Here is a 25,053-nt window from a genome sequence, read left to right on the forward strand (position 1 = left end):
CTCGTCATGTCCCCTGCCCTGCCGGTGTAGGTACGTGTGTCAGATCTTGACTCGATAGAATGGTTTGAAGGTCGCTCGACAGATGATGAGCGAAGATGCCCGCCAGTGCATCGATGTCGGGCTTTTCCAGCGCGATGTGTTTTTCCAAGCGCCCTGCTCGCGTCAGTGCCTCATCGAGGACCTCCGGTCGATTTGTTGCACCGACGATCACAACGCCATCGCTACGAATTGCGCCGTCGAGCAGTTCGAGCGCTTTGTTCACCAGCGAATTCCAATAATCTGAATAGTGTTTGTCGGAATTGCTGCGCTTGCCGATCCCATCGATCTCATCGATGAACAAGATGCAGGGCTTTAGCTCCTGCGCTTCGTCGAACACTTTTTGCATTCGCACCAGAACATCGCCGAGATTGCTCGGCTCGAGCCAGGTTGCGACACTGGTCACCAGAACGGGCAACTGCATTGTATTGCAAAGCGCACGCGCGAACGTTGTCTTGCCCGTGCCTGGCGGGCCGGACAAAAGTAGTTTTGTGCTCATATCGCGCCAGCCGATCCTGTCGTCCCGCCAATCCTCGAGGTCGGCTTTCAAGTCAAGCGCCCACTGCTGCGCTGCGCCATAACCGACGAGATGTTCAACCTGAAGTGGCCGCCGCGCAGCAATTGCGTCTCGGGGAGCCGCAAAAAAGGCCGTGCTTTCCGGATAGAGAATTTGAGAGCCTGAACTTTGAAGTTTTTGCTTGCGCTGACCGATAAAGCCTCGGTTTGAATCCGCATCCTTGCCATCGCCCCTTGCGGGCGGCTTTTCTAGCTGTGCCTTGTGCCGGGATACACAAATGTTTTTCAAGATCTCGATGCAGTGTGTAACCGTCCGACCGGGCCGTATAGCGAGCGCCAGATCGACAAGCGTGATCATTCCCGGATCGAAAGGATTGTGACGAAGCGCGGCGATCATTTCCGATTGAACGGACCCGTGTGTCACTTCGAGAAGGTCACAAAGGAACCTTTCATCGACGGGTCCGGACTTCAAGTTAAGATCGCTTGAGAAAATCAGGCCGGGCGATAACTCAACCGGGCCGTCGCCATCGCAAAGGATGAGAACCGGGAATTCTGCTTCGAGCAAATTTGTAACACGCTTTTCGAGAGATTTGTCTGAGAACCGTGAAATCATGTAGCTGTGTATCGCGACGAAACGGCGAGCTGGGCTGGCCTCTTGTGAAAACTCCAGCTCACCGTGAAATACACTGGCTGTGTCCGCCGCGAACCACTCGCCGGGCAAGACAAGACCGGATTCAATCATCGTGACCAATCTTTCTTCGTAGTCAACAAACGGAAGATCGATGAAGATAATTGGTGGCTTGTACCGGATAGCATCAAGGAGTTCATCCCGTGCTAACCCGGCGTTGGAGATAGCGTGGCCGAGCATCAGCACAATAGCCGTGTCTGTGATAGAAAGCGCACGGTCGTTATTACTTCGCTGCAGCTGAAGGCGTTGGAGCAAGTGTCGTGAGATAAGATCCATCAGTGCTGCTCCGGGATAACCGAGGACGCGTTGCGGGTTTCCACCCAGTTCAGAACAATCCGGCAGCTGAGGTTGCCCTGCCCTGCGAGTTCCTGCAGTTGTTCTAATGATTGACGAAAGCGATCCGGATCGACGTGTCGCCTATTTCGGACGCTTGAAATAACCTGACCGATCACCACTGCCGGATCCACAAGCCGCTTTGCAACGGCAGTGCCAAGAATCGCACAATCAAGTGTGCCAGTTTCGAGTGCTTCCTCCCCTCTTTGGGTGAACGGCTTGTCGACCGGACCCCGTTCGCTGTTCAGGCTTAGGAAGGTATGATGCGACCCGAATTGGAACGATCGCAGCAACGTTCGGTTTGGATTGTCGGTGGCTGCAATTGTACGCAAGCGCCACTGGGGTGGCGCAGTGTGCATGCAGCTGCGCAAGCCCCCTTCCGCCATCTTGCGGGAAAATAGTGCGCAAACAGCCGGCAATCCGCGGGATTGCAATCTCAAGAACGGTTGAAAATTCATGATGACCTCCCCTGCCCCGGCAACCACGATAGTTGGCAAGGTGCTGTGATCAATGCACTGGAAAATTTGGTTCGGGGTCAGCGGTAGACACTTGGATCGGTACCGCTGACCAAACTTACTTGGCGGTCCGCGGCTGGGCGAATCCAATGCTGACACGGGTCGGCAGAGCGACGACATTTCCGGCAGGATCGGAAGCGTCCTGACTGGAGCCGGCGTCCTGCATTTTTTTCGGGCGGCCAACAGGGCGCTTGGCAGCACCGACGTCCAGCAGTTTATATGCCTCGACTGTTGCATCCCTTAACGCTGCCTGCGCGCGTTTCGCGAAACGGCGGCGCAGTTCAGCCATCGCGGCCGACGCGCCATTGATCTCAAGCAAGCCGTCAATGTCATTGAGAGCCCAGATGCCCTGCCCTTCATCGCTCTTGCGGCTTGCGCCATCGATGATGGCGACGCCGACCTGCTCGACCACCAACCGTTTGTGCATCTTGTACAACCAGTCGGGAAGCACGAGCGCACTTGCAAGCATTTTGGATTTCAGATCCAGTAGCCGGTTGGTATCTCCATAGGATGCCAGTGAGCGTTTCAGATCGAGGACAACGGCCGAGCGGCTCGCTTTGTTGATTACAATCAAGTCGGGTGTGTAGGTCGTCTTCGTCCGTGCATCACAGTCAAAAACCAGACCCTCCAAGTCCGTCCAATTGTTGCCCGCGAGTGCCTCAAGCGCAGAAGGTACAATGGGCAAACGAATTGATTTGGACAGGATCTGCAAATCCGGATTTGCTTGCGCAATCCGGATAACCGCCTCTTCGAGGAGTTTACCCTCGTGAAATGAAATCGAACGAACTAGCGATGCCACATTGACGTAGCCACCGAGAATCTCGTCCGGCACCGGATCGATTGCTGTGATTGCGAGCATCGTTTTTTCGATGAGCGCGTCGAAGTCATCGCGCACGTCATTGTACAAAACGGAATGAGCGTAGGCCGGCAGTACGGGAGAATAGAGGGAGGATGATGTTTGCAAGGTAAGTCTCCAAAAAAACGAGGGTTGGGTCGGCAACAGCCATCGTCGATCCCTGCCCGGTCGGCTTCGAAATGACGTAGAAAACTACGTTCGGAAGCCCTGAACCTGATGGCGGGGTCTAGCGACAATGGTTTTGGTAGCTAATGCGAGGGTTTGTCAGACAGGAATGGTCGAGCATAGTCGCGGTGCGGCGCTTCGACGCCGCACATTTGCAGCTTCCGTGCACTCAAATCGTGTTGGAGGACTTTCCCCGAGGGGAAGAAAACAATAGACGTCGTCATAGCCCAGATCCTTTCTCTAGAAGGTGACGGGTCAGGCTCTTGTCAGTGTTCCAGCACTGGCAGGGGCCGCTTGCCGCAGACTATCCTGCGGCGACAATCCTTATAAAGCAGGATCCTTTCGGGATCTCAAGAGAGAAAACAAAAAAGAACACACCCGGAACAAAATAATTTTATCGAGCCATCGTCTTGGATCGTATCCGGTGAAACAATCTACCAAACGCTATTCCTACGGCGTCCTGCAGGAACTGCTTCGCCCGATGGTAGTAGAACGAGTTTTTCACGCAGCAGAACAAGTGATCCACGGCATGCAGCTCTGTCTTCGAGGTCTGGAGTGTATATTTTGGAATAATCGCCGACAGGAAGCTTCAAAACTGTATACGATTGAGTTGTTTTCCAGCGCTTTGCTACTATCGGTATGAAATAGTCGATAGCTTCCCTCATTGGCAGGTCGCCCTCTTCATCGAGTTGGCCGATATGATCTGAACTGAAATGGTTGTACGCAACGAAGCTAGCCCGTTCTGCACAAAGCAATTTAATTGCCGCGCAATAAGCTGGCCACCTGTGTTTGCTCAAGCAAGCTTTCCCGAAATGTCTCAAAACATCCTGTCGTGACGTGCGGACTGATAAGGATCCTTTTTGCATATCTGTGTGATAGTCCCGAACCAGTTTTTCGAAATCTGAATTGTCCGTTTTGTTTCTCGGCTCTGCCATGATTTTCTCCTGTTGGAATTGAGGACGATGACGTAAAAAAGCGCATCAACAGAATGATGGCTCAATTTCCTATCGGCGCAAACATTCGAATTCCTGGTATCGGCGCTTCAGAATTTCCTGCCAGGCAAGTTCTGCGGAGCCTTCAACGGTCAACATTTTTGCGTTAAATATGTTTCTAAAGTGGGTGGCCGGCGAGTTTTCGCCGGCAGGTGCCATATAGGACTACAGCAAATGTCGAGGTGCGCTGCATCACCAGGCGTGCAGTGGCAAAGACCCCTGTGAACTTATCAAAGGCAACGCAAGCCCGGCGCGATACCGGGCTTTCAGTGTAAATCCGCTGGTGCCATTAGCTGAATTTGACATGCTGTTGTGTTTTGGCTGGATATGTCCACAGGTACTCACCGTGTTTCATGAAATAATCTTGGGACTTGTCCGAATAATCCCCGGACGGCAAACGATACATCGCTAGTCGAAAATTTTCGCCGCTTTCCAAGCGTTCGCGACTTGCCGACAAGAAGTGATTGTATGCAGCATCAGGCTCGATTTCACCGGAGATATCATTATGAGCAATGATAAACTCGCCGGATATTTCATCGCATATCACGAGGCAGCCATTTTCAAAGGCAAAGTCGCGACGGGCTTCACGATAGGCTCTCCAGTTATCCCCGCCCAAAGGATATCTGTTTTGTATCTCCTCATGTGTTGCTGCGACCGATATGTTGCCATTTTTCAGATCGTTTAGAATCCGCGCAATGGAGTTGTCTAATAATATGTATGATCGTTGGTGGTTTATAGTCATAGAGGACCCTTTCTAGCGGCCAATTAATGTAAGTACAAAGATTTTTGTACATCACAATAATACAGCCAAATTGTAAATTAGTCTAGATGGTATGAATGTCGGAAAAAACTGGAACGACATTTTGGACGCGATGTTGTTGTAAAAACCGTGTTCTAGGAGAAATAAATACTGTAAAACCAATTTTTGATATAAAATCTACTTTAAAAATACCTTGAAAAATATTTTCCTCGCCAACTAACGGTTGCTCTCGGTGTAGATGGCGAACGGATACTTGGCAGTGGTTGGTGAGCCGCTGTGAAGCATCCTGCGGATGCTCGTATGGCAATCGCTATTACCCTCATGTTTTATTCATTTTGCAAACGGAAACATTTGCATCCTTGATGTACGTAAACCAGCAACGCGTTTATGAACCCCCTGAGTTCAGGTCCCGCCAGAGTTGACCGTGACCAGCTAGTCAGAGCCGGCACCGCTTTTCTGCGCTCGCATTTCGGCGTACACCACTAGGCCGATGCCGTCGAGAATCGCGACCAAACCATCTCACCGCCACGTTCTCGCGGCCCTGTGCTATTCTCTCGGCAAGTGCCTCGATCCCAACATCCGTGATTTCACGGAGTGGCAAATGCACTTCGCCGAAAAACCCGAGAGCGCGGTATCCCACTTGCGCAGCAAAGCGTAACGATCGTACCGAACCACTGCCAATCAAACATTGGGGTGGGGAGATGTTCATAGAGTGGGGTCGCCTCCCCGGGATCCTTTGTTGAAAAGTTCATTTTGAGGATCCGGGACCGGCCGACCGCCCCCCCGAATTTGACGCAGCGATGACACGCTTCGAGACACCGCAAAAATCCAGCCGCGTGATTGATATGCTCGATTGTGTGAGTAAGGATCGTTCAGTGTCCAGCACAGCCCGGAATTGAGCAAAGATCCGCTCATTAGGCTTACACACGAGTACGACCGCCTCTAAACAGCCATCGGCGCCGGTCGGGATCCCGCACTTGAAAGAGGTGAAGTACACATGCTCGGGACAACGCCAATCTCGCAATCCCCAGGCCGACATTGCCAAGGAGCGCCTCGCCAAGGCCGTCATCAATGTCGCGGCGAATATTCTGCATCCGATCGAGAAGGGAGCAGTCAACCTGGTCGAAGGTCATCACCCTACTCATCGACCTGCAGCTTGCCTCACGTACCGATGGCAGGATCAAAGCGTGACGGTCAGCCGGTGCGATGAGCGCAAGGAGCGTCGGCGGCAAGGATCGCGCCGACGACCGCGAAGCGCCACGGAAAACATCGATGCGCAAGGCAGTTGATATCGCCCGCACGCAACAGGCTGTGCAGGCGAGAGATCATGCCAGCAGAGACGAGGAACGGGATACGAGCCCACTCTCCGAACGGCGGAACAGGAGCGCCAGCGTGCCAACGACAAGACCGAGAAGACAAGAGAAACTGTTCGAACCATCAAAGTGCGGACGCCCCAATCCAAAGATCGGGATCGGGGACGGTATGATGTGGGAGGGCGGCATGACCAATGACTGGCCGAGCGAGCCAGAAATAAACGCCGCCATTTATCGACCAGATACGAGCCGGTCTTCAAGAACGGCCTTCGGTTTTCCGCGTAGTGGTGTCCCGGGACGAGGTTGTGGTTACATGCCTAGTTGCGCTGCCAATTGCAACGCGCCCGCAAGTCTAGGCGGTTCTTGAGCACGTTAGTGTTCAGAAGGTTATCGTGCCCGGCCCTGCGGTGCCCGAATCCAGCAGATTGGTTTGCTTTCATGTTTAGCGTAGCACATCTTCTGACGTTACGAGCGACGAAAGTGCTGACACGTGGACTTCCCCGAAAATAGACTGCAGTCTAAACTATAAAAACATCTCGTAATATCAACGAGTAACGACGCCTGTCACCATCTGTAGTGTTGTCATGTTTTGCGGCGCGATCGAGAAATCCACAGCAATGACCTACACCGCATACCGTTAACCTTTTGTTAACTTTAAAGTTCTTGTCGAATGGAACGAATCGGACATAATGACGGTATTCGGACGGTTTTCGAGGAAATGCCGTCACTTGGGGTTTCAGGAACAATGAACATCGCAGCGCCAACCAAAAAAGCTTCTTTTGATGACACGATTCTCGCCCAAGGTCGCGAGATATCCCGGAAACTGAATATGCTTCGCATGGAAACTTTTCCGCCGAACGCGCGTAAGACTCTTCGCCAATTTTCGCTGGCGGAAGCTGCCCATTTCCTCGGAGTTTCAACCAGCAACCTTAAGAAGTTGCACTTGGAGGGGAAGGCAGTGGAGCCGACGATCCATTCTGGTGGACGCAGGACTTACTCGGCCGAGCAGATCATGCAGTTGCGTCAATGGCTCGATCGTAACGGTCGCGCCGACGTCAAGAAATACGTTCCGCACCGGCGAAGTGGCGAGAAGCTTCAGATCGTTGCCGTGGTCAATTTTAAAGGGGGCTCAGGCAAAACCACCACGGCTGCACATCTCGCTCAGCACTTGGCTCTCACTGGTCACCGTGTGCTCGCCCTCGACCTCGATCCTCAGGCATCCCTCTCCGCATTGTACGGTATTCAGCCTGAGCTGGATCAGAATCCGTCGATATATGAAGCCATCCGATACGATGACGAGCGGAAGCCTATTTCTGAAGTCATACTTCCGACCAACATCCCGGGGCTCGATGTAATCCCTGCTTCACTTGAGTTGCAGGAGTACGAATACGACACTCCACTGGCGATGCAGAGCAAGAACCCCATCGAGGGGAAGACATTCTGGAACCGCATCGAGAAGGCGCTGAAGGAAGTTGATGATCGCTATGACATTGTCATCATCGATTGCCCACCTCAACTCGGTTACCTGACGCTAACGGCGCTTGCAGCTGCAACAGCGGTGCTCATTACGGTTCATCCGCAGATGCTAGATTTGATGTCGATGTCGCAATTTTTGTTGATGCTCGGCGACATCTTGAAGACCGTCAATGCTGCTGGCGGCGATGTCGATCTCGACTGGTTCAGGTATCTGATCACGCGCTACGAGCCAACTGACATACCGCAGGCGCAAATGATGGGCTTCATGCAGTCGATGCTGGCACCTCAGATGTTAAAAAATCAGATGCTCAAATCGACTGCGATATCCGATGCAGGTCTTACGAAACAGACCCTGTATGAGGTAGAGAAATCGGGCATGAATCGGCACACCTATGAACGTGCAATGGAGTCCATGGAGGCCGTCAATTCGGAAGTCCGGGATCTCATTCATGACGCATGGGGACGATGAAATAGACTGCAGACTAAATACGAAATTCACTCAATGAAATCAGATCATTGAACCGATTTCGAGGAACGCAAAATGGCACGGAAAAATATTTTTGAAAGCATTATGAAGGACGAATCCATCATTGAGGACGAATCCGAGCCTAGTTCTGGATTTCGCAAGTTTGGAGCAGCGAAATCCATGTCATCGTCAATCGATGAGTTGGCCAAACAGGCTTTGAAGTTGGTTGACGGCGAGACTGTCGTTGAACTCGATCCGGACGTTTTGGATGGTTCTTTCGTTGTTGATCGTATGCCGGATAACGACGATGAAGAATATCGCGAATTGTTTGAAGCAGTAAAGGAAAGAGGGCAGGACACCCCGATTTTGGTTCGACCACATCCAAAAGACAGCCGTCGTTTTATGATCGTGTTTGGCCATAGGCGTGTAAGAGTCGCGAAGGAACTGGGGCGAACGGTTCGCGCTGTCGTGAAAAACCTCGCGGACCTGGATCACGTTATCAGCCAAGGGCAGGAGAATTCAGCCCGAGCGGATCTCAGTTTCATTGAGCGTGTGCAGTTTGCCAATCGACTGGAGAGCCTTGGTTATACGCGGGAAACCATTCAGGCAGCGTTGTCTATAGACTACCAAACACTGTCGAAAATGCTCACCATTCCTAAGGCAATTCCGGAAGGTATCATAGAAGCCATTGGACCAGCGAAAGGTATCGGCCGCGACAGGTGGCTTGACCTCCGCAAGCTTATTGAAAATCCGCGTCACACTGCGGTTGCTGAAAGCTATGTTGCTAGTCGGGACTTTGCTTCGACATCGTCAGTGGAACGCTTTGATCTTCTCTACAATTTTCTTACGGGGTCGAAGTCGAAGAAGCCAATTAGAAAGGGTGCCGGAGCTAGTTCCGAGAGAGCTTGGGCTACTGCCGACAAATCAATAAGCGCGATTGCCAAAGTTTCAGGCAAGACGTTCTCGATCGCATTGAAAGAGAAGGACGCGCAGGAATTCGGTGCATTCATTACCGATAGCCTTGATCAGCTCTATCTAGCGTTCAAGGAATCGAAAAAGATGACTGGAACAGGAGATTAAAACCGCAAAAGAAAAAAGCCCCCGTACGTTGCCGTCGCGGAAGCCTTTCTCGTAAGTCTCGCAGCTTCAGAATCGCATTTCCGAGAATCACTGTCAAGAGTCATTGGCGTCGTTTTGGCGGGTACGTTTCTTTTGCCTTCTTGAAAAGGTAAATGGAGATGCTTGGAAATTTGATCACGACGCCCTTTGGGCGGCGGTCGATGTCGCTTACGCATTTGAAAACGCAAGCGCAGGAGATCGAAGAAGGCAAGACGGCCGACAAGTGGCAGGTCTATCGCTGGCTGTGTGAAGGTAAGGAAATCATCGGTGTGGGTGACCGCTCCCTAGCGGTACTCAACGCTTTGCTGTCATTTCTGCCCGATAACGAACTGTCGGTGGAAAACGGGCTGGTGGTATTTCCCTCGAATGTCCAGCTCTCCATGCGTGCCCACGGCATGGCCAACGCCACGTTGCGCCGGCATTTGGCAGCACTCGTCGAATGCGGCCTGATCACCCGCAAAGACAGCCCCAACGGCAAACGCTATTCAAGGAAGGGCAGGGGAGGGGAGATCACCGACGCGTTCGGCCTCTCCCTGGCGCCGCTGCTGGCACGCGCAGAAGAGCTGCAGCAGGCCGCCGAGAGCGTGCGCGCTGCGTCGATGGCCCTCAAGCTCGTCCGGGAGCGCATTACGCTGCACAGGCGCGATATCGCCAAGCTCATTGAGGTTGCCGTCGCGGAAGCCGTTCCCGGCGACTGGGGAACGCTCTGGAAGCGGTTCCGGGCGATTGTAGAGGCAATCCCGCGCCAGACAGTGCTTGCCGCCCTGGAACCAGTCCTAAGCGATCTGGCGGCGTTGCACGACGAAGTGGCTATGCTGTTGGAAAAACATATAAATACTGAGAATCCGAGCGCCAATGAGTCTCAGAATGAACCGCAGCAACAGAATTCAAAACCCGACTCTAATTCTGATCTTGAACCTCGCTTTGGAAAAAACCAAGGGTCGAAACTCGAGCTGATAAAACCCAAGGCCGAGGTTGCCACAAAGGCCTATCCGCTTGGACTGGTGATGAAGGCCTGTCCGGAAATCGCTGACTATGCGGCAAGCGGGATCAGCAACTGGCGCGATCTGATGACCACGGCGGCACAGGTGAGGGGCTATCTCGGCATTTCCCGCTCGGCGTATGAGGATGCGCTCGATGTCTTTGGCCAGGAGAACACTGCCATCGTCATTGCCTGCATCCTACAGCGGGCTCAATACATCGATTCTGCCGGAGGTTACCTGCGGGCTTTGACCGAAAAGGCGAGGGCAGGGGAGTTTTCCGTTGGGCCAATGCTGATGGCGGGGCTGAAGGCAAATGGGGTCCATCCGCAACTGGTGACGGCGACATGACTGGGATTGCGCCGCCGCCCTGCAATTTATCGGATGGTAAGGGCTGCAACGGCTATTGTGATACCAAGCCGAGCTTCTTGGCTCTGTCGAGCAGGTGCTTGACTGAGGAGGCCGCCCAAGTCGACGATCCGCGCGGCGTGCGTTCATGCATCGCTTCGAGCTGGTTGGCAATGTCGCGCAAGGTCAGGTCCGGATTGGCGTTGGCAATGCCGCTGATAAGGGACATTAATCGGTCTTGCGGTGCGCGACGAGGCGAGGGCCGTATCAGTCTAGGATCGGCCAATCCTTCTCGTACCAGCCTTCTGACCGAACGGCGCAAGCGATCAACCGACCATTTCTGTCCGCTCTCACGGTTGAGACTGCGTGCCACATCCTCCCAGGGATGATCCGGCCGCATGCGCTGCACCACCGGCAACCAGGACGTCATGGTCGTGCTCAGATCTGCGAGGTGGCTGCGTTCACGCGCCCGCGATGCCTTGGCGAGAGCCTCGGGCCGTTGCTCCCGGAAGCCGGGATTGCCGGGTAGTTTACTCGGGCTCTCGCGGCTGTGAGACCGGCTTTGGTGCGTTCGGAAATCAACGCCCACTCCAGCTGGGCCACAGCGCCGAGGACCTGCAGCGAAAACATGCCCTGTGGTGTGGACGTATCGATCGGATCATGCAGGGAGCGGAAGTGTGCGCCTTTTTCTTCCAATTGCTCTATGACGGTAAGCAGATGGCTGACTGAGCGTGCCAGACGGTCGAGCCGCACCACTACCAGCACATCGCCGGCATGGATCTCGTGCAGGAGCTTTGCAAGTACGGGGCGGGCGCGTGACGCGCCCGATCCGTGTTCCTCCAAGATCTTGTGACAGCCCGCGGCTTTTAGTTCTATGAGCTGGGCATCGTGGACCTGATCTTCAGTGGAGACGCGAGCATAACCGATTAGACGGGGCTTTTGGAGAGATTTCATTCGAGGATTCTAGCAACAAAACATATTTGTACAATGTCGCAAGTTATGGATAAACGGTCGTTTGAAAATGCCGATAATAGGTAAAGCGCGCATCTCCATACGCGACAAATGCCCGAAATATAAGGAAAACGCGCATTTGGAGGACTTGGGAACCGTCCTGGACTTCGGGTGAGTTGGTCCGGCAGTTCCTCGCGTAGCGTTGCCCGCTGAATCTGAAATGCAGTCCAATAAGCCGAAGCTAAGCGCCGATTAGATACCGTATAGCAAAAAATATTAACGTAAACAGTAAGTTAAAGTGTTGAACGCACGATCGACAAACTTCGACTTTGAGGTAACCGGACCAAATTCCCGGTGTGGCTTCTGGCTAACGATTTCAATTTGAAGCGGTAAGCCAGAAATCGGTGCTGAATTTCTGCTTTCGCATTTCAATTCTGAGAGTGCAACGGTCGCGTAAACTTATATAAAACAGTGGATTAAGGGCAAATGACTGCAGAACGTTGCTCAATTTTGGTATTCCGCCGCAATCTCCGAAGAACTGCCAATTCGAGGCCATGCGCCTGAGCGACTTTATAGCGTTATCAAAGGTTTGTTGAATTGAAACGCCTAATCAGAAAATTGAAATTCTTAGCCCGAAATCAACTCTAGAATACCAGCCAAATCCAACAAACATATGACGTTTCCGGAATTGAAATCGTTAGTCAGAAGCCACATTCGGTGGCGGCTGACGTTAGCGACAGCTTTGCAGGTTTCTGAGTTTGTGATTCAACGAGCTCATGAAGCTACCCTCTGTTGATTCTGTTGAGACGTTGTCACTCGGCGCGATGCGCCGACTTGTCGCTGGCCTTGTTGGCAAAATGGACGCGATGGAAGCGGAGATCGCGGCCCTGTGTGGCTTCTGACTAACGATTTCAATTTGAAACGCTTAGCCAGAAATCGGGTGCTGATTTCTGGTTAAGGATTTCAATTCTCAGCGTGCAGGCGGTGCGTAAACCTATGTAGAACAATGAATTGCCTGCATATGAGCCAGTAACAATGGTCAATCTCGATTTTTCTGCAGCTCTATCCGATGTCCTACCAATTCGCTGCCCTTCGCCTGAGCTACTTTCTAATGATCTCAATGGCTTGTCGAATTGAAATGCCTAGCCAGAAAATTGAAATCCTTAGCCCGAAATCAGCCACAGAATACCCGAAAAACTCAACAACCGTATGACGTTTTGCGGATTGAAATGCTTAGTCAGAAGCGACACCGGGCAGATAGATTTTCAAGCGCAGCGAATTCTGATTCAAGGTGGCATGAAGCTGCCATCTGTTGATTCTGTTGAAACGTTGTCGCTCGGTGCCATGCGACGGCTGGTTGCGGGTTTGGTCGGCAAGATGCACGAGCTCGAAACGGACGTCGGAGCGCTGCGCGCCGAGAACCAGAGCCTACGTGACGACAATGAACGACTGAGGCTTGAAAACGATGGTCTGCGCCTCGATAACCAGTTGCTTCGAGACGAAATCGCCCGGCTGAAGAATTTGCCGCCGCGACCGCCATTCCGGCCATCGGGGATGGAGAAGGCAAGTAGGCCTGCGGCCGGGAAGAATAGCAGCAAGGGTGGCCGCGGTGTCAAGCGCGATCGTGTCACGCGCGAGGTGATCGTCAAGGCGGATGCGCCGGAAGGGTCACGTTTCAAGGGATACGAAACAATCCTGGTGCGCGAGCTGGTTGTTGCTGCGGAAGTCGTGCGTTACCGGCGCGAGCGCTGGGTCACCGTGGACGGCAAGACAATTCTTGCGCCCTTGCCGGATGGCATTGTCGGCGGCATCGGTCCTGGCCTGCGGCAGTTTTGTCTGACCATGCATGCGCAAGGTCAGGTGACAACGGAACGGCTGACATCGATCCTGAATGGTATCGGGGTCGAGATATCGAAGAGCCAGGTCGTTCGCATCCTGACCACGGATCTCGACAGGTTTGCATGTGAAGACCTCTCGGTCTTGCGGGCAGGCTTGATCACAGCGCCGTTCATCACAGTCGACGATACCGGTGCGCGTCATGCGCGGCGCGAGGGCATAACAACCCATATTGGCGGCGAGCGTTTTACCGTCTTCAGAACAGGTCGTTCAAAATCTCGATTGAGCTTCCTGTCGCTGCTGCGGGCAGGCCATGAAGACTACGTGATCAATGCGGCTGCACTTGACTACATGCGTCGGCGTCAGGTTGATCCGTCGTTGATCGAGAAGCTCTCCGTCCACCCGGAGAAGATATTCGCATCGCAGAGCGCATGGCAAAAAATCAAAACGGTCGATGAGAAACTCATGGCGCTGCATCGTGCTGACGAGTGTAGCAAACGTTTGGCCCAGATCCCAGGCGTCGGCCCGATTGGCGCATCGCTTTTAATGATGAAGACCCCGGACCCGAGAATGTTTAAATCGGGCCGTGACTTTGCAGCCTGGATCGGGCTGACACCGAAAGATCATTCGACCGCGGGCAAGGCCAGGCTTGGTATGATCACGCGTGCTGGCGATGAGATGTTGCGAAGCATATTGGTGGTTGGTGCTACTGCTCTTCTTCAGCATGTCAGAACAGGCCGAAGTCAACATGCGTCTCGATGGCTTCTCGAACTCCTTCAGCGGAAGAGACCAAAACTGGTTGCAGTGGCACTGGCTAACAAGATCGCCCGTGTTGCCTGGAAGCTTATGGTGAGCGGCGAGACGTACCGGCGGCCAGAAGGACAAACACAGGCAGTATAAGAGATTGGCCATCACGGTGAGCGGGAACCAAGTGCCACCGTGTTGAGCTGATGCTGTGAACTTGCAAGAGAAAAGCAGACGGTGCGATCGATCGATCCAAGATGCGGGAAACTCCGTTCCATCCATTGGCCTTCAAAGGTCGAGATCGTGTTTGGAACTCGCGTCGCGGAAACCATCTTGGCCAGTGGTCATGTGCAGCCACACACAAAGGCCGCACATATGGAAGCAAGCGATCTAATCAAAATATCTGTAGAAAACGCTTGCAAGCGGGAGCCGTCCACATATGGATGGAGACAAATCGCTGAAGCTGCCTTGATGATTTGAAGCGCTTCATGATCCTTTCTCGTCGCCGTGTCGGCTGATGCGAATTTTCTGCGCGGTTGTTCAGTCCCTTGTGCTGGCGATGCTCGACCCCTGGTATGATTTCGCGCTTGGCTGCACCGTATGAGCGGAGTTTGTCGGTGATCATAACACGTGGTGTACAGCCTTGCTGCTTCAGCAGCTTGCGTATCAACCGTCTGGCAGCCTTGGCATTCCTGCGGCTTTGCACCAAAACGTCGAGGACGAAACCATCCTGATCGACGGCCCGCCACAGCCAGTGCTTCTTGTCGTTGATCGTGATGACAACCTCGTCAAGGTACCACTTGTCGCCAAGACGTGGTGTCCGCCGACGGACCTTGTTGGCATAGTCCCGCCCGAACTTTTCTGCCCATAGCCTGATCGTCTTGTGGGTGACGATCATCCCTTTGTAAGCCAGCATGTCTTCAACCATGCGAAAGCTCAGAGGAAAGCGGAAGTACAGCCATACCGCTTCGGCGATGATTTCGGCTGGAAAACGATGACGGTGATAGAGATGGTCGCGAACCTTGGTCATTACGCATTGTCGGCCATCGGTATGACTTGCAAGTTAAGGTTACAGCGCCCGCCTGGATCATCCGGAGGTTGAAAATCGAATTCCGTCGGCCCTCACGCGTGGACGATCTTCTGACCATCGAAACAAAAACGGGCGAGATTTCCGGCGCCCGTGCACATCTGGCGCAAACGATCTGGCGCGGCGGCGACATTCTGGTCGAAGCAAGGGTTGAATGCGCCCTCATCGATGGTGATGGCCGTCAGCGGCGCTTCACAAAGGGTGGAAAATGCTATTTCGTCCGCAAAACGCTTGAGCCGGAAAAACGCAGCAACGCTGTCTGATTTTCACGATGCATCTCGTCGGCGAGATGATATCTAGCTTCCGCAGCGCTATCTGATCCTGGCAAAAGCGGATAGCGATGCAGGTGTGACGGCTGACATCGAATAAGAGGACACGGTTGATGATTGTATTAAGGCCCATGCACGGCAGCGAGTTTCCAGAATATCTGGACTATTTTATTCCAGACTACGCGGCAGAGATTTCGACGAATTATGGTCTGTCCAACACCGTAGCTCTCGCGCAGGCAAAACGAGAAGTCGCTGATGACCTGCCCAACGGCCCCGACACAGAAGGCCAAGTATTGCTTTGCATCACCGACGATGAGCGTGGAAATGACGATGTTATCGGTTATCTTTGGTACCGCCCGGATAAGGATTCGCGTTCGGCGTTCATCTGCGATTTCCATATTCTTCGCGCGTATCAGGGGAATGGCTATGGCAAGAGGGCGCTGAGCGCTCTGGAGGCTACTCTTTCCGATAAAGGTTTTGAACAAATTCGGCTGCGCGTTGCCGCCGACAACGAACGCGCGCACCACATCTACCGGACCGGTGGATTTCGAACCACTGGAATTAACATGAGCAAACGGATCAGCAAGGCGTGACTTCCGTGGCAAAATGCCCATGTTCGCGACATGTATTTGCCGAGCACGAAACGCTAGTAAGTTCATGATACAGGAGCAATTCATGGACTATCGTCGGTTTTTCGAAGACGCGATTGATCAGTTGCACGCTGAAAAGCGCTACCGGGTCTTTGCTAATCTGGAACGGATCGTCGGTAAGTTCCCGCGTGCGATTTGGCGTGACGCGGAGACAACACGCGAAATCACTGTCTGGTGCTCGAACGATTATCTCGGCATGGGTCAGCATCCGGATGTCATTGCCGCCATGCATGACGCATCGAGTCGCATGGGCTCGGGCGCCGGCGGCACACGCAATATCTCCGGCAACAATCATCCGCTTGTTGAGCTCGAGATTGAATTGGCTGATCTTCACCAGAAGGAAGCCGCATTGGTCTTTACGTCAGGCTTTGTCTCCAACGAGGCGTCAATCTCGACGATCGCCAGACTGCTGCCGAACTGCCTCATTCTTTCCGACGAGCTGAACCATGCCTCGATGATCGAGGGCGTTCGCCGTTCCGGCGCGGAGAAGAAGATTTTCCGCCACAACGATCTTGCCCATCTCGAAGAGCTTTTGAAGGCGGCCGGCAAGGAGCGTGCGAAACTCATTGTGTTCGAATCGATCTATTCGATGGATGGCGATATCGCTCCGGTCGCAGCCATTGCCGATCTTGCGGACAAATACAATGCCATGACCTATATCGACGAGGTTCATGCCGTTGGCATGTACGGCAATCGTGGCGGCGGCGTTACCGATCGCGAAAGCTTGTCGGACCGGATCGATATTATCGAAGGCACGCTCGCCAAGGCTTTTGGCACCCTCGGCGGTTATATCGCGGGGCCGAAGAGCGTGATCGATGCTGTGCGCTCCTATGCGCCAGGCTTCATATTCACGACGGCGCTTCCTCCTGTCATTGCTGCAGCGGCGACACAGTCGATCCGGCATCTCAAGGTATCACAAGAAGAGCGCCGGATGCATCAATGTCAGGCACAGCTTACCAAAGATGTGCTGGCGCAGGCGAACCTTCCGGTGATGAAATCGGAGACCCATATTGTGCCGATCCATGTGGGTGATCCCGAACTGTGCAAGAAGGCCAGCGACCGTCTTCTTGAGCGTCATGGCATCTACATTCAGCCGATCAACTACCCGACCGTACCACGCGGCACCGAGCGCCTGCGCATCACGCCGACGCCGTTCCACTCGAACGACCTCGTTGTTGAGCTGAAGGACGCTTTGGTTGAAGTCTGGACCGCGCTCGGCATTCCCTTCTCGAAGGACAGCGCTCCGGCAATTGAGACAAGCGAACGGGTAGTAACGCTCGCCGAATAAGAGGCTGATGGATCGGACACCTATTGTTTTCAGAAATTCCGGACGCGCCCATCTGTCAGAGTTTTCAGGCACAAACCGCAAAGATCTCCATGCGCGAAAGTGGTAGAATGTACGCCCAATAAGGGGCGACGACAAGATTTGTTCCAAATCATACGCTAACCAGATTCATTAACCTTTCCAGATAGTTGCCCTGATGAAGATCAAGGAGAATCCCGACGGCTCCCAGGGTTTTAGCCAAAGGATAGGCCCTTTGTGCTTCTTTTGTTCTGAAATCGCCCCGTTATCGTATGATTTGGAACAAATCTTGTCGCCGCCCCAGGTAAGTAAGCGTGGCGTATCAACCGCCTACCGACGCTTGTGTGGGCAAGATAGTGTCCACTTAAAATAAGCGGACACTTAGCATGACGTTGATGACATTGGATGAAGCTGAAGAGTACTCGCGCCGGCGCCGGTCTTGGACGAATGAAGAGAAATGGCAGATCGTCCGGGAGACGGAACTTCCTGGTGTTGCGGTAGCGGAAGTTGCCCGCCGTCATTGCGTGAATAACAATCAGCTGTTTGGCTGGATACGTGCGGCCGAGGCAGGCAAGCTTGGCCCACGGCCGATTGATCTTGAACCTCTGCCGATCGTCGAGGGCCAAAACGAGTTCATCCCCATCGGCGTGTTTGCTCGCTGTGATGACGAAGGAGCTGCTCTGGTTGCGCCGTTGCCGGCAGTGCGGCCATCCGATCAATCAAACTCGGAGGCGTCTCATCAAGCTGTCTCTGAGATTCCACAACAATCCAGATGGTCTGGCCTTCCAGCCAAAGGTCCTGCACTGGATGAGCGGGCTGGTGTGATCGAGGTTGATCTGCCGAACGGTGTGCGGATCCGCGTTGATGCCTTTGTGAGCAAGCAGGCTCTGAAAAGAGTTTTGTCGGCTCTGGATGAAACGCCGTGATCCAGATTGCACCGGGAACCCGGGTTTATCTGGCTTGCCGACCAGTGGATATGCGCCGTGGCTTTGATGGACTGTCGGCCGACGTGGTCAATAAGCTGCATGCGGATCCTTACTCCGGCCATATGTTCTTGTTCCGGGGAAAAAGCGGCGGCTATCTGAAGGTGCTCTATTGGGATGGAACGGGCATGTGCCTGTTCTCCAAACGATTGGAGCAAGGCAAGTTCGTGTGGCCATCGATTGTCGATGGTGCATTGCAACTGACACCGGCGCAGATGGCGCTTCTGATCGAGGGCATTGACTGGCGTAGGACGGTTGCGCCTAATCTGCCAAAGCGCCCGGAAATGGCTTGATATCCGGCAGAAAAGTCTTCTGGTTTTACCGATGGAATCTGGCTTTGAACGCCTGTCCATGCTAGACAATCGCCATGTCTCTGGCTGTTGCTTCTCTCCCTTCCGATCCGGATGAATTGCGCGCTTTTGCTGCACGATTGCAGGCTGAGATTGCCGCTCGCGATGCCGAAATTTACACCAAGACGCTGCATATCGAAAAGCTGAAGGCGCAGCTTGCCATTCTGCGCCGTGCCCGGTTCGGTCGTTCGTCGGAAAAGCTTGATCGGACAATCGAACAGCTGGAATTGCTGATCGGCGATCTTGAGGAAAGCCAGGCAGAGACTGAGATTCAAGGGGATGCCACTTCGACAGATGCCGAACAACCCGCATCCACACCGCGTCCCCGTGGCCCGCTTGGACGCAAACCATTACCGGAACATTTGCCCCGGGAAGTGCTTGTGCATGAGGCGGCCTGTTCCTGCCCCAACTGCGGCGGCACAAACTTTAGCAAGATTGGCGAAGATGAGCGCGAGGTGCTGGAGTATGTGCCATCTCACTTCAAATGTGTGGTGCATGTACGCCCCAAGTTGAGCTGCCGTACATGTGAGACGATTGTCCAAGCTCCTATGCCGTCATTGCCGATTGAGCGCGGCCGCCCGGGACCTGCCTTGCTGGCACATGTACTTGTGTCAAAATACTGCGATCACCTGCCGCTGTATCGCCAGAGTGAAATCTATGCGCGTTCTGGTGTGGAGCTTGATCGTTCCACCTTGGCCGGATGGATTGGAGCCATGGCGGCTCTTCTAGCTCCGCTCGTGGAAGCAATCGGCAACCATGTTCGCTCTGGGGCAACACTGCATGCGGACGACACACCTGTCCCGGTACTTGATCCCGGGCGTGGGCAGACCAAGACTGGACGGGTGTGGACCCTGGTTCGTGATGAGCGGCCATGGGGATCGACAGAACCACCAGCTGCTTTCTACCGCTACTCGCCTGATCGAAAGGGCGAACAGGCAGAAGCCCTTCTCAAAGGATGCCGTGGCTTCCTGCATGCTGACGCCTATAGCGGGTTCAACAGTCTCTACGCGCCAGATACCGTTACTGGACAACCGCGTCTGAGTGAGGTGGCGTGCTGGGCGCATGCAAGGCGGTATCTTTACGAAGATTACGAGCGCACGGGCTCGCCGGCAGCCAATCATGCCTTGCGCTTGATCTCCGAACTATTTGCCATCGAGGCAGATATCCGAGGGAAATCACCGGCAGAGCGACTTGCCGTTCGTCAGGATCATTCAATCCCGCCGCTTGAGAACTTAAAGACCTTCCTGGATGGAACCCTTGCCCGCATCAGCGGTAAGACCGATCTGGCAAGGGCAATTCGTTACACCACGCTGCGTTGGGATCAGCTCACCCGCTACACGACTGATGGCCGACTCGAAATGAGTAACAATGCAGCTGAACGCTCAATCCGGCCACTGGCTCTGGGTCGCAAGAATTATCTCTTCGCAGGTTCCGATGCCGGAGGAAAACGCGCTGCAGCTATCTACACACTCATTGAGACAGCCAGGATGAATGATCTCGATCCAGAAACCTGGCTGACCGATGTCATCAATCACATTGCAGAACATCCGATCAACCGGATCAACGAGCTGCTGCCGTGGAATTGGCAAACGCCAAAGAAACATGCAAAAGCGGCATAGCAAGTAGCAGGAGAGCTCGTGAACAGTCACGCTTTGGCATTGAGAGCCAATGGCGGACAACAGCAGATTGAACTTGCGCGGACGTGTGCTGAATCTCCCATTCGTGCTAGGTGTGGACGGGCCCCTAAGCCCCTGCTATGGACCTCCAATGTCCAGCCAAGGTTCAACCAACATTTTGTCTTCGGCTCAGCTCCACGCAAAAGCGTGGGCAGAAGGATATGAACTGATTGACCTTCAGCTTTCTTCCTTGGGACTGAGGGCCGTGGAAGCGCTAGGGCTGAGTTCGGGAGAGACTGTTCTCGATATAGGATGCGGCACTGGACAGACCCTTCTCCAACTCGCCGAACGGGTTGGAACCGAGGGTCAAGTGATCGGGGTAGATGTCGCGCCGTTACTCGTGGAAATTGCCAAGCAGAGAACGGAGCCGCTCAATCAGGTGAGATTGATCGAAGCGGATGCTCAGTCCTTGGATTTGCCGTCTGAGAGCATGGATGCTGCGTTCTCTCGATTTGGTGTGATGAGTTTTGCTGATCCGGTAACCGCTTTCGCCAACTTCCGTCGCATTCTAAGACCGGCTGGTCGGCTGGCGTTTAGCTGCTGGCGCTCACTTCAAGATAACGAGTTGGATTACTTTCCGGTCTCTGCAGTGAGAGTTCAGTCGGCCGTCGATGAGACTCCTTTCAGCTTCGCTAATCCCGAATACGTTCGCTACATCCTTACGGCGGCAGGATTCAAAGAGATCGATATCCAGTCGCACGATGAAAAGGTATCGAGCGGAAATCTTGACGCGATGACCTCGGTGCTTCTGAAAGTAGGACCGCTCGGAAAGATCGTTCGCGAGAACCCCACCCTTCGTAGAGCTGCGGAGCCTCTATTGCGTGAGGCGTTGGCCGCCTTGGGTGATCCCTCCAAGGTACAGTTGCTGGCTTCCGTATGGATAGTGACGGCGCGCGCTTGAAATCACGTCCGTCGTGGGCGGTCCACAAGCCACGGTTACCCAGGTAACGGATTGCATCCGCTTTCGTTCGGGATTTCGGCGGCGCCTAAACGCTAACCTTGCTGGCACGCACGTTGCCCGGTTTTGAACTGATCAGCAAAATCGTGTGGCGGTACCAGCATCCATTGCGTCGGCATGGCATCAGCGAGCGACGAGGTCCGGAACGGGTCTGGCTTATTTGCAGCAAAACTCCGTCACCGCGGCTCGACGAACCCGGACGAGCCGCTTCAACACTGACCCCGCGAAACGTTGCCGACGTTATCCGGCGAACATCTCGTGTAACCGGGCAAACACACCTCGTTGTTTCCCGGTAAGCGCCTTACGGATGTGATAGGCGGCCGTCGCGGCGTTCACCGTTTCTCCGAAATGGCAATAGCAGATGACCCGGTGCAATTGATGATCGGTCAGTTCGAAGAACCGCTGCGCTTCGCAGTAACTGTCGTTTTCCAGCCCGGCTGCGCGGAAGACTGGGTCCTCGAAAGCGACCGAGATCGGCGAGCCGTCGTTGCGCATGGCCGCGCGCTCCCTGATCGGCTGATACTCAGTCTGGTGCAGCGTCGAGAGGCGCCGGCCAGGATCCCGGTCGAGGAGCTCCGCCCAGCGTTCAAGACGTTCATTGCGCGACATGATCTGGCGCGGGTAGTCCTGACTGACCTCGGCGACGATCTGCAACTGCTCGAGTGCATGGTGTTTCATTTTGGCCTCCTGCAGATGATGCGACATCAACCAACTGTGATGGAAAATGTTCCAGCTTCATCCAGTGGCCGATAGAAAAAACTGGGCAAGCACAATGGGCATCACCGCAGTCAAGGCATCTTACAATTTGAGGGGCTTGGGTGGCCATTGCTGCGCACCGTGCAGGACACGCAGAATCTCGACTCGTTGCGTGCTCCGGCGCACCCGGTAGACGATTACGAACGGTGTTCGGGAGATCACCAGCTCACGGGTACCGCGCTTTCGTCCCACCCTTCCCATCACCGGGTGATCGGCCAACAAGTTGACCTGGTGCTGGATCCTGTCGCCTTGCTCGATGGCGGCGTTCACATTGTCGGCCGCGATATAGTCAAGTTGCGCGTCCCGATCTGCGAGTGCTCGCGGGAGCCAAGCAACAATCAAGCCTTATCTCCGGCGGCAATCCGTGCGGCAAGCGCTGCCCGCTTCTTCGCCCACCCCTTGTTGGCGTCGTCATTGCTAACCCAAACGGTGCTCGGGTCATCTGCCTCACGTATGGCTTCCCCGACCTGTTGGCGGAACCACTTGTCATGGGCGGCGGCTTCGTGTGCACGGCGCAGCGCCTCGGCCCGATCCGGCCGGGAATGATCCTTGCCCCCTTCCGGCGTGTAATCCGCCGCATCCACGTCGAAGTGGGAGATTCCCACAGCCTTGAGATAGGACACAAGCGTTTCCATGCGCTTGAACAGGCGGACTTGTCGGCTCCGCTGCGCCGCGAGTGACCGCTCTGCCATGCCGTATTTTACGGTGACGGCCCATCCGCCCGCCTGGCCGACGACATGCGCCCCGCGCACGGCGCCAGCCTCCACGAGCCGGGATAGTGTGGTGTGGTCGATTGTTTCGGCAGTCATGAGGGTCGCACCTCCTTGCGGATCAAATTATTATTAATAGGATATGCGAATAATTATAGATTGCAAGACTATCAGCATTGTAGGGGCGGTTGCATTCCTGCCCCTGGGCGCGCGATCAAGGGACAGGTCCGTCCATAAGTGAGCGCAAGCCATCTCAGAAACGGTCCAGCTTGTGCGTAGATAGCCGAACCAGCGCAACAGCCATCAGGGATCCCTTCGACCTTCAGAGAGTGAGCGGCTGCCCCCAAGTGAGAATGACGACCGCTCTCACTGCGGTGGCACTGGTGTCGGCGTCCCGCCAAACCAACCAGCCGCATAGGCAATCACGATCAATACCACGATCACGGCTACGCCGTACCAGAGGCGCCTGTCCTTGAGATCCATCGTTACCTCCTGTTATCCCGCTATGTGTTGGCCAGGTGAGTTCTTTTGGGTCTTTGGCCGTCATTTCCCGGATCATCGACTCCATTTGCCCACTGGTCGGCACAGAGTAGGCTGGATCAAGGTCTTTGAGAAGCGCGCAGACATTGCCGGGCGGAAGCGACACGCATGACCGAGCCGCTTCCGCCTCAGGCAGGCGTCTTCCCACAAAGGACTGCAATTCGAAAAATTCACCGGAAGCCGCTCTCCTGGGTAGGAGTTGTGACAGTGACTTGTGTGAATAAGCACGCAAGATGACCTACCGGAAAAATCTATAAAACATTGAAATTGCAATCGTTATTAACGATGCAAGCCCGCGCAGTGCAGTACCTATCCACTCGCATGGCCAAGGTTCTCCATGGAGCACTCTTCGCTGGGTTCTTCTTTCACCGTTGCTTGTTTCTTATATTGAAATCCTTTCGAAAAGTTAGCCTTCCGGAACATTGGCCAGATAGTCAGGTCGACGGTTCGACTCCCATCAAGAGCTTTACTGGGGCCTCATTCGAGACTTAATTCGACCGAGCAATTGGGTCGATGGAAGGGTTAGGCCTCGGGTTCGTGGCAAGCCACTTCGATGTTGTGCGGCGTTGGTGCATGAATAATTCTTGAACGGTTTGGGCATAGGCCTGTTGGATCGCAATCAATCTGATCCGAGCCCATGCCGTTCAAACATAATGCCGCCCGCCGCCATCGTATTGGCAAAATGAAGTTCAAAGTGACAAACTGGCGGGAATACGAGGCAGGTCTTCGCCGGCGTGGTAGCCTGACATTATGGGTAACGCCGGAAGCATTGGCCGGATGGCATGCGCCCCGGCGGAGAATCTGTGGCGGCCAGCGCCGGTATTCCGATCTTGCCATTGAGACAGCCCTGACACTGGCTTGCGTATTCAGCCTGCCCCTTCGCCAGACCGAGGGATTCATCGGGTCGATACTTGATCTTTTGGGACTGCAACTGCCTGTCCCTGATCATACGACCTTGAGCCGCCGGGCACAGAAATGGGAACGACCAGCCGGAAGACTGCCGTCGATGCCGGACGGGCCAATCCATGTCCTGATCGACAGCACTGGGTTGAAAATATACGGCGCTGGCCAAAGGCTGGAAGCCAGGCATGGCACCAGATCGCGGCGCAACTGGCGCAAACTCCACCTGGCGGTGAACGCCAATAACGGGGACATTGTCGCAGAAACGTTGACCGATCAGAACACCGATGATCCTGCGCAGGTGGAGCCATTGCTCAACCAGATCGATGGTGCGATTGGCCAAGTTACAGCCGATGGTGCCTATGACGGCAAGCCCACCTACCGGGCCGTTCTTGAACACAGCGATACCGCCAACATCGTCATTCCACCTCGTTCGACGGCGGTGGAAAGCAATGGCGATACGGGGCCGCCTGCTGATCAAAGAGACAAGCACATCGCGGCGATCGCAAAAGACGGTCGGCTGAAATGGCAGGCAACCACCGGCTATGGCAAACGCTCATTGGTCGAGACCGCGATCGGTCGATACAAGGGGCTGATCGGTCGACGCCTGCGGGCACGTTCGTTTCCGGCTCAGCAGACCGAGGTTGCCATTGGCTGCATCGTGCTCAATCGCATGCTGGCATGTGCACGACCAAACTCTGCCCGCTGCCAAGAAAAGCAGGCGTAATCGCCAACATCGAAGAACCAATTGCGTCCGTTGACAACTTCAGCTGCATT

The 25,053-nt window shown here is 54.3% G+C and carries 21 protein-coding genes and 3 pseudogenes; 13 read left to right on the forward strand and 11 right to left on the reverse strand.

Annotated elements, in window-relative coordinates; all coding sequences use genetic code 11:
* Nucleotides 1-4: 4 nt before the first annotated feature.
* From ACSQ3H_RS27610 to ACSQ3H_RS27630, 5 genes are all read right to left on the reverse strand, one after another.
* Nucleotides 5-1,516, reverse strand: a complete 1,512-nt coding sequence (locus ACSQ3H_RS27610) for an ATP-binding protein (RefSeq protein ID WP_436120260.1) — start codon at nt 1,514-1,516, stop codon at nt 5-7.
* On the reverse strand, nt 1,516-2,031 hold the full coding sequence (locus ACSQ3H_RS27615) for a hypothetical protein (protein WP_436120261.1): 516 nt from the start codon (nt 2,029-2,031) through the stop codon (nt 1,516-1,518). Before ACSQ3H_RS27615 ends, ACSQ3H_RS27610 begins: the two co-directional genes overlap by 1 nt.
* 115 nt (nt 2,032-2,146) lie before the next feature.
* The gene (locus ACSQ3H_RS27620) at nt 2,147-3,052 is read right to left on the reverse strand and encodes a hypothetical protein (RefSeq protein ID WP_436120262.1); all 906 of its coding nucleotides are present in this window, start codon (nt 3,050-3,052) and stop codon (nt 2,147-2,149) included.
* A 491-nt stretch (nt 3,053-3,543) separates the two neighbouring features.
* Nucleotides 3,544-4,044, reverse strand: coding sequence for a hypothetical protein (locus ACSQ3H_RS27625; RefSeq protein WP_436120263.1), 501 nt, complete (start codon nt 4,042-4,044; stop codon nt 3,544-3,546).
* Between the two features lie 346 nt (nt 4,045-4,390).
* Nucleotides 4,391-4,843: a hypothetical protein gene (locus ACSQ3H_RS27630; RefSeq protein ID WP_436120264.1), complete on the reverse strand. Its 453-nt coding sequence runs from the start codon at nt 4,841-4,843 to the stop codon at nt 4,391-4,393.
* A gap of 995 nt (nt 4,844-5,838) precedes the next feature.
* Between ACSQ3H_RS27630 and ACSQ3H_RS27635 the strand changes: the two genes are divergently transcribed.
* Entirely contained in the window at nt 5,839-6,150 is a 312-nt protein-coding gene (locus tag ACSQ3H_RS27635; RefSeq protein WP_436120265.1) for a hypothetical protein, read from the forward strand.
* Nucleotides 6,151-6,186: 36 nt separating this feature from the next.
* Here ACSQ3H_RS27635 and ACSQ3H_RS27640 read toward each other — a convergent pair whose 3' ends face one another.
* Nucleotides 6,187-6,405, reverse strand: coding sequence for a hypothetical protein (locus ACSQ3H_RS27640; protein WP_436120266.1), 219 nt, complete (start codon nt 6,403-6,405; stop codon nt 6,187-6,189).
* Nucleotides 6,406-6,919: 514 nt separating this feature from the next.
* On the opposite strand from ACSQ3H_RS27640, the gene repA reads away from it, so the two are divergent.
* The 3 genes from repA (at nt 6,920) to repC (ending at nt 10,566) form a co-directional block, all read left to right on the forward strand.
* The gene (gene repA, locus ACSQ3H_RS27645; protein WP_436120267.1) at nt 6,920-8,119 is read left to right on the forward strand and encodes a plasmid partitioning protein RepA; all 1,200 of its coding nucleotides are present in this window, start codon (nt 6,920-6,922) and stop codon (nt 8,117-8,119) included.
* Between the two features lie 72 nt (nt 8,120-8,191).
* A complete protein-coding gene (gene repB / locus ACSQ3H_RS27650; RefSeq protein ID WP_436120268.1) occupies nt 8,192-9,196 on the forward strand; it encodes a plasmid partitioning protein RepB in 1,005 nt (334 codons plus the stop codon).
* A 158-nt stretch (nt 9,197-9,354) separates the two neighbouring features.
* On the forward strand, nt 9,355-10,566 hold the full coding sequence (gene repC, locus ACSQ3H_RS27655; protein ID WP_436120269.1) for a plasmid replication protein RepC: 1,212 nt from the start codon (nt 9,355-9,357) through the stop codon (nt 10,564-10,566).
* A gap of 52 nt (nt 10,567-10,618) precedes the next feature.
* On the opposite strand, the pseudogene ACSQ3H_RS27660 reads toward repC, so the two are convergent.
* Nucleotides 10,619-11,517 (reverse strand): annotated as a pseudogene (locus ACSQ3H_RS27660) (recombinase family protein).
* A gap of 2,277 nt (nt 11,518-13,794) precedes the next feature.
* Here ACSQ3H_RS27660 and ACSQ3H_RS27665 point away from each other — a divergent pair.
* Nucleotides 13,795-14,250, forward strand: a pseudogene (locus ACSQ3H_RS27665) (transposase); the annotation flags it as partial.
* Between the two features lie 283 nt (nt 14,251-14,533).
* Here the strand turns inward: ACSQ3H_RS27665 and ACSQ3H_RS27670 are convergent.
* Nucleotides 14,534-15,124, reverse strand: a pseudogene (locus ACSQ3H_RS27670) (IS6 family transposase); the annotation flags it as partial.
* 68 nt (nt 15,125-15,192) lie between these two features.
* Here ACSQ3H_RS27670 and ACSQ3H_RS27675 point away from each other — a divergent pair.
* The 7 genes from ACSQ3H_RS27675 (at nt 15,193) to ACSQ3H_RS27705 (ending at nt 21,313) form a co-directional block, all read left to right on the forward strand.
* Complete coding sequence (locus ACSQ3H_RS27675; protein WP_436120270.1) at nt 15,193-15,444, forward strand: acyl-CoA thioesterase; 252 nt, start codon at nt 15,193-15,195, stop codon at nt 15,442-15,444.
* A 119-nt stretch (nt 15,445-15,563) separates the two neighbouring features.
* Nucleotides 15,564-16,043 (forward strand): GNAT family N-acetyltransferase, encoded by a 480-nt coding sequence (locus ACSQ3H_RS27680; RefSeq protein WP_436120271.1) that lies wholly within the window; start codon nt 15,564-15,566, stop codon nt 16,041-16,043.
* Nucleotides 16,044-16,125: 82 nt separating this feature from the next.
* A complete protein-coding gene (gene hemA / locus ACSQ3H_RS27685; RefSeq protein ID WP_436120272.1) occupies nt 16,126-17,388 on the forward strand; it encodes a 5-aminolevulinate synthase in 1,263 nt (420 codons plus the stop codon).
* Between the two features lie 401 nt (nt 17,389-17,789).
* Nucleotides 17,790-18,329 carry an IS66-like element accessory protein TnpA gene (gene tnpA / locus ACSQ3H_RS27690; RefSeq protein WP_436117571.1) on the forward strand — a complete coding sequence of 180 codons (540 nt, stop codon included), beginning with the start codon at nt 17,790-17,792 and terminating at the stop codon, nt 18,327-18,329.
* Complete coding sequence (tnpB, locus tag ACSQ3H_RS27695; RefSeq protein ID WP_436117572.1) at nt 18,326-18,679, forward strand: IS66 family insertion sequence element accessory protein TnpB; 354 nt, start codon at nt 18,326-18,328, stop codon at nt 18,677-18,679. The genes tnpA and tnpB overlap by 4 nt, the downstream gene beginning before the upstream one ends.
* A gap of 74 nt (nt 18,680-18,753) precedes the next feature.
* Entirely contained in the window at nt 18,754-20,355 is a 1,602-nt protein-coding gene (gene tnpC / locus ACSQ3H_RS27700) for an IS66 family transposase (protein WP_436117573.1), read from the forward strand.
* Between the two features lie 148 nt (nt 20,356-20,503).
* Complete coding sequence (locus ACSQ3H_RS27705) at nt 20,504-21,313, forward strand: class I SAM-dependent methyltransferase (RefSeq protein WP_436117574.1); 810 nt, start codon at nt 20,504-20,506, stop codon at nt 21,311-21,313.
* 297 nt (nt 21,314-21,610) lie between these two features.
* Here ACSQ3H_RS27705 and ACSQ3H_RS27710 read toward each other — a convergent pair whose 3' ends face one another.
* The 3 genes from ACSQ3H_RS27710 to ACSQ3H_RS27720 form a co-directional block, all read right to left on the reverse strand.
* A complete protein-coding gene (locus ACSQ3H_RS27710; protein WP_436120273.1) occupies nt 21,611-22,048 on the reverse strand; it encodes a hypothetical protein in 438 nt (145 codons plus the stop codon).
* 120 nt (nt 22,049-22,168) lie between these two features.
* Nucleotides 22,169-22,468, reverse strand: coding sequence for a type II toxin-antitoxin system RelE/ParE family toxin (locus ACSQ3H_RS27715; protein ID WP_436120274.1), 300 nt, complete (start codon nt 22,466-22,468; stop codon nt 22,169-22,171).
* Complete coding sequence (locus ACSQ3H_RS27720) at nt 22,465-22,935, reverse strand: hypothetical protein (protein ID WP_436120275.1); 471 nt, start codon at nt 22,933-22,935, stop codon at nt 22,465-22,467. Before ACSQ3H_RS27720 ends, ACSQ3H_RS27715 begins: the two co-directional genes overlap by 4 nt.
* A gap of 1,078 nt (nt 22,936-24,013) precedes the next feature.
* Between ACSQ3H_RS27720 and ACSQ3H_RS27725 the strand changes: the two genes are divergently transcribed.
* A complete protein-coding gene (locus ACSQ3H_RS27725) occupies nt 24,014-25,003 on the forward strand; it encodes an IS5 family transposase (protein WP_436120276.1) in 990 nt (329 codons plus the stop codon).
* Nucleotides 25,004-25,053 lie beyond the last annotated feature (50 nt).

The sequence above is a fragment of the Phyllobacterium sp. LjRoot231 genome, assembly GCF_964253365.1.
Lineage (GTDB): Bacteria > Pseudomonadota > Alphaproteobacteria > Rhizobiales > Rhizobiaceae > Phyllobacterium.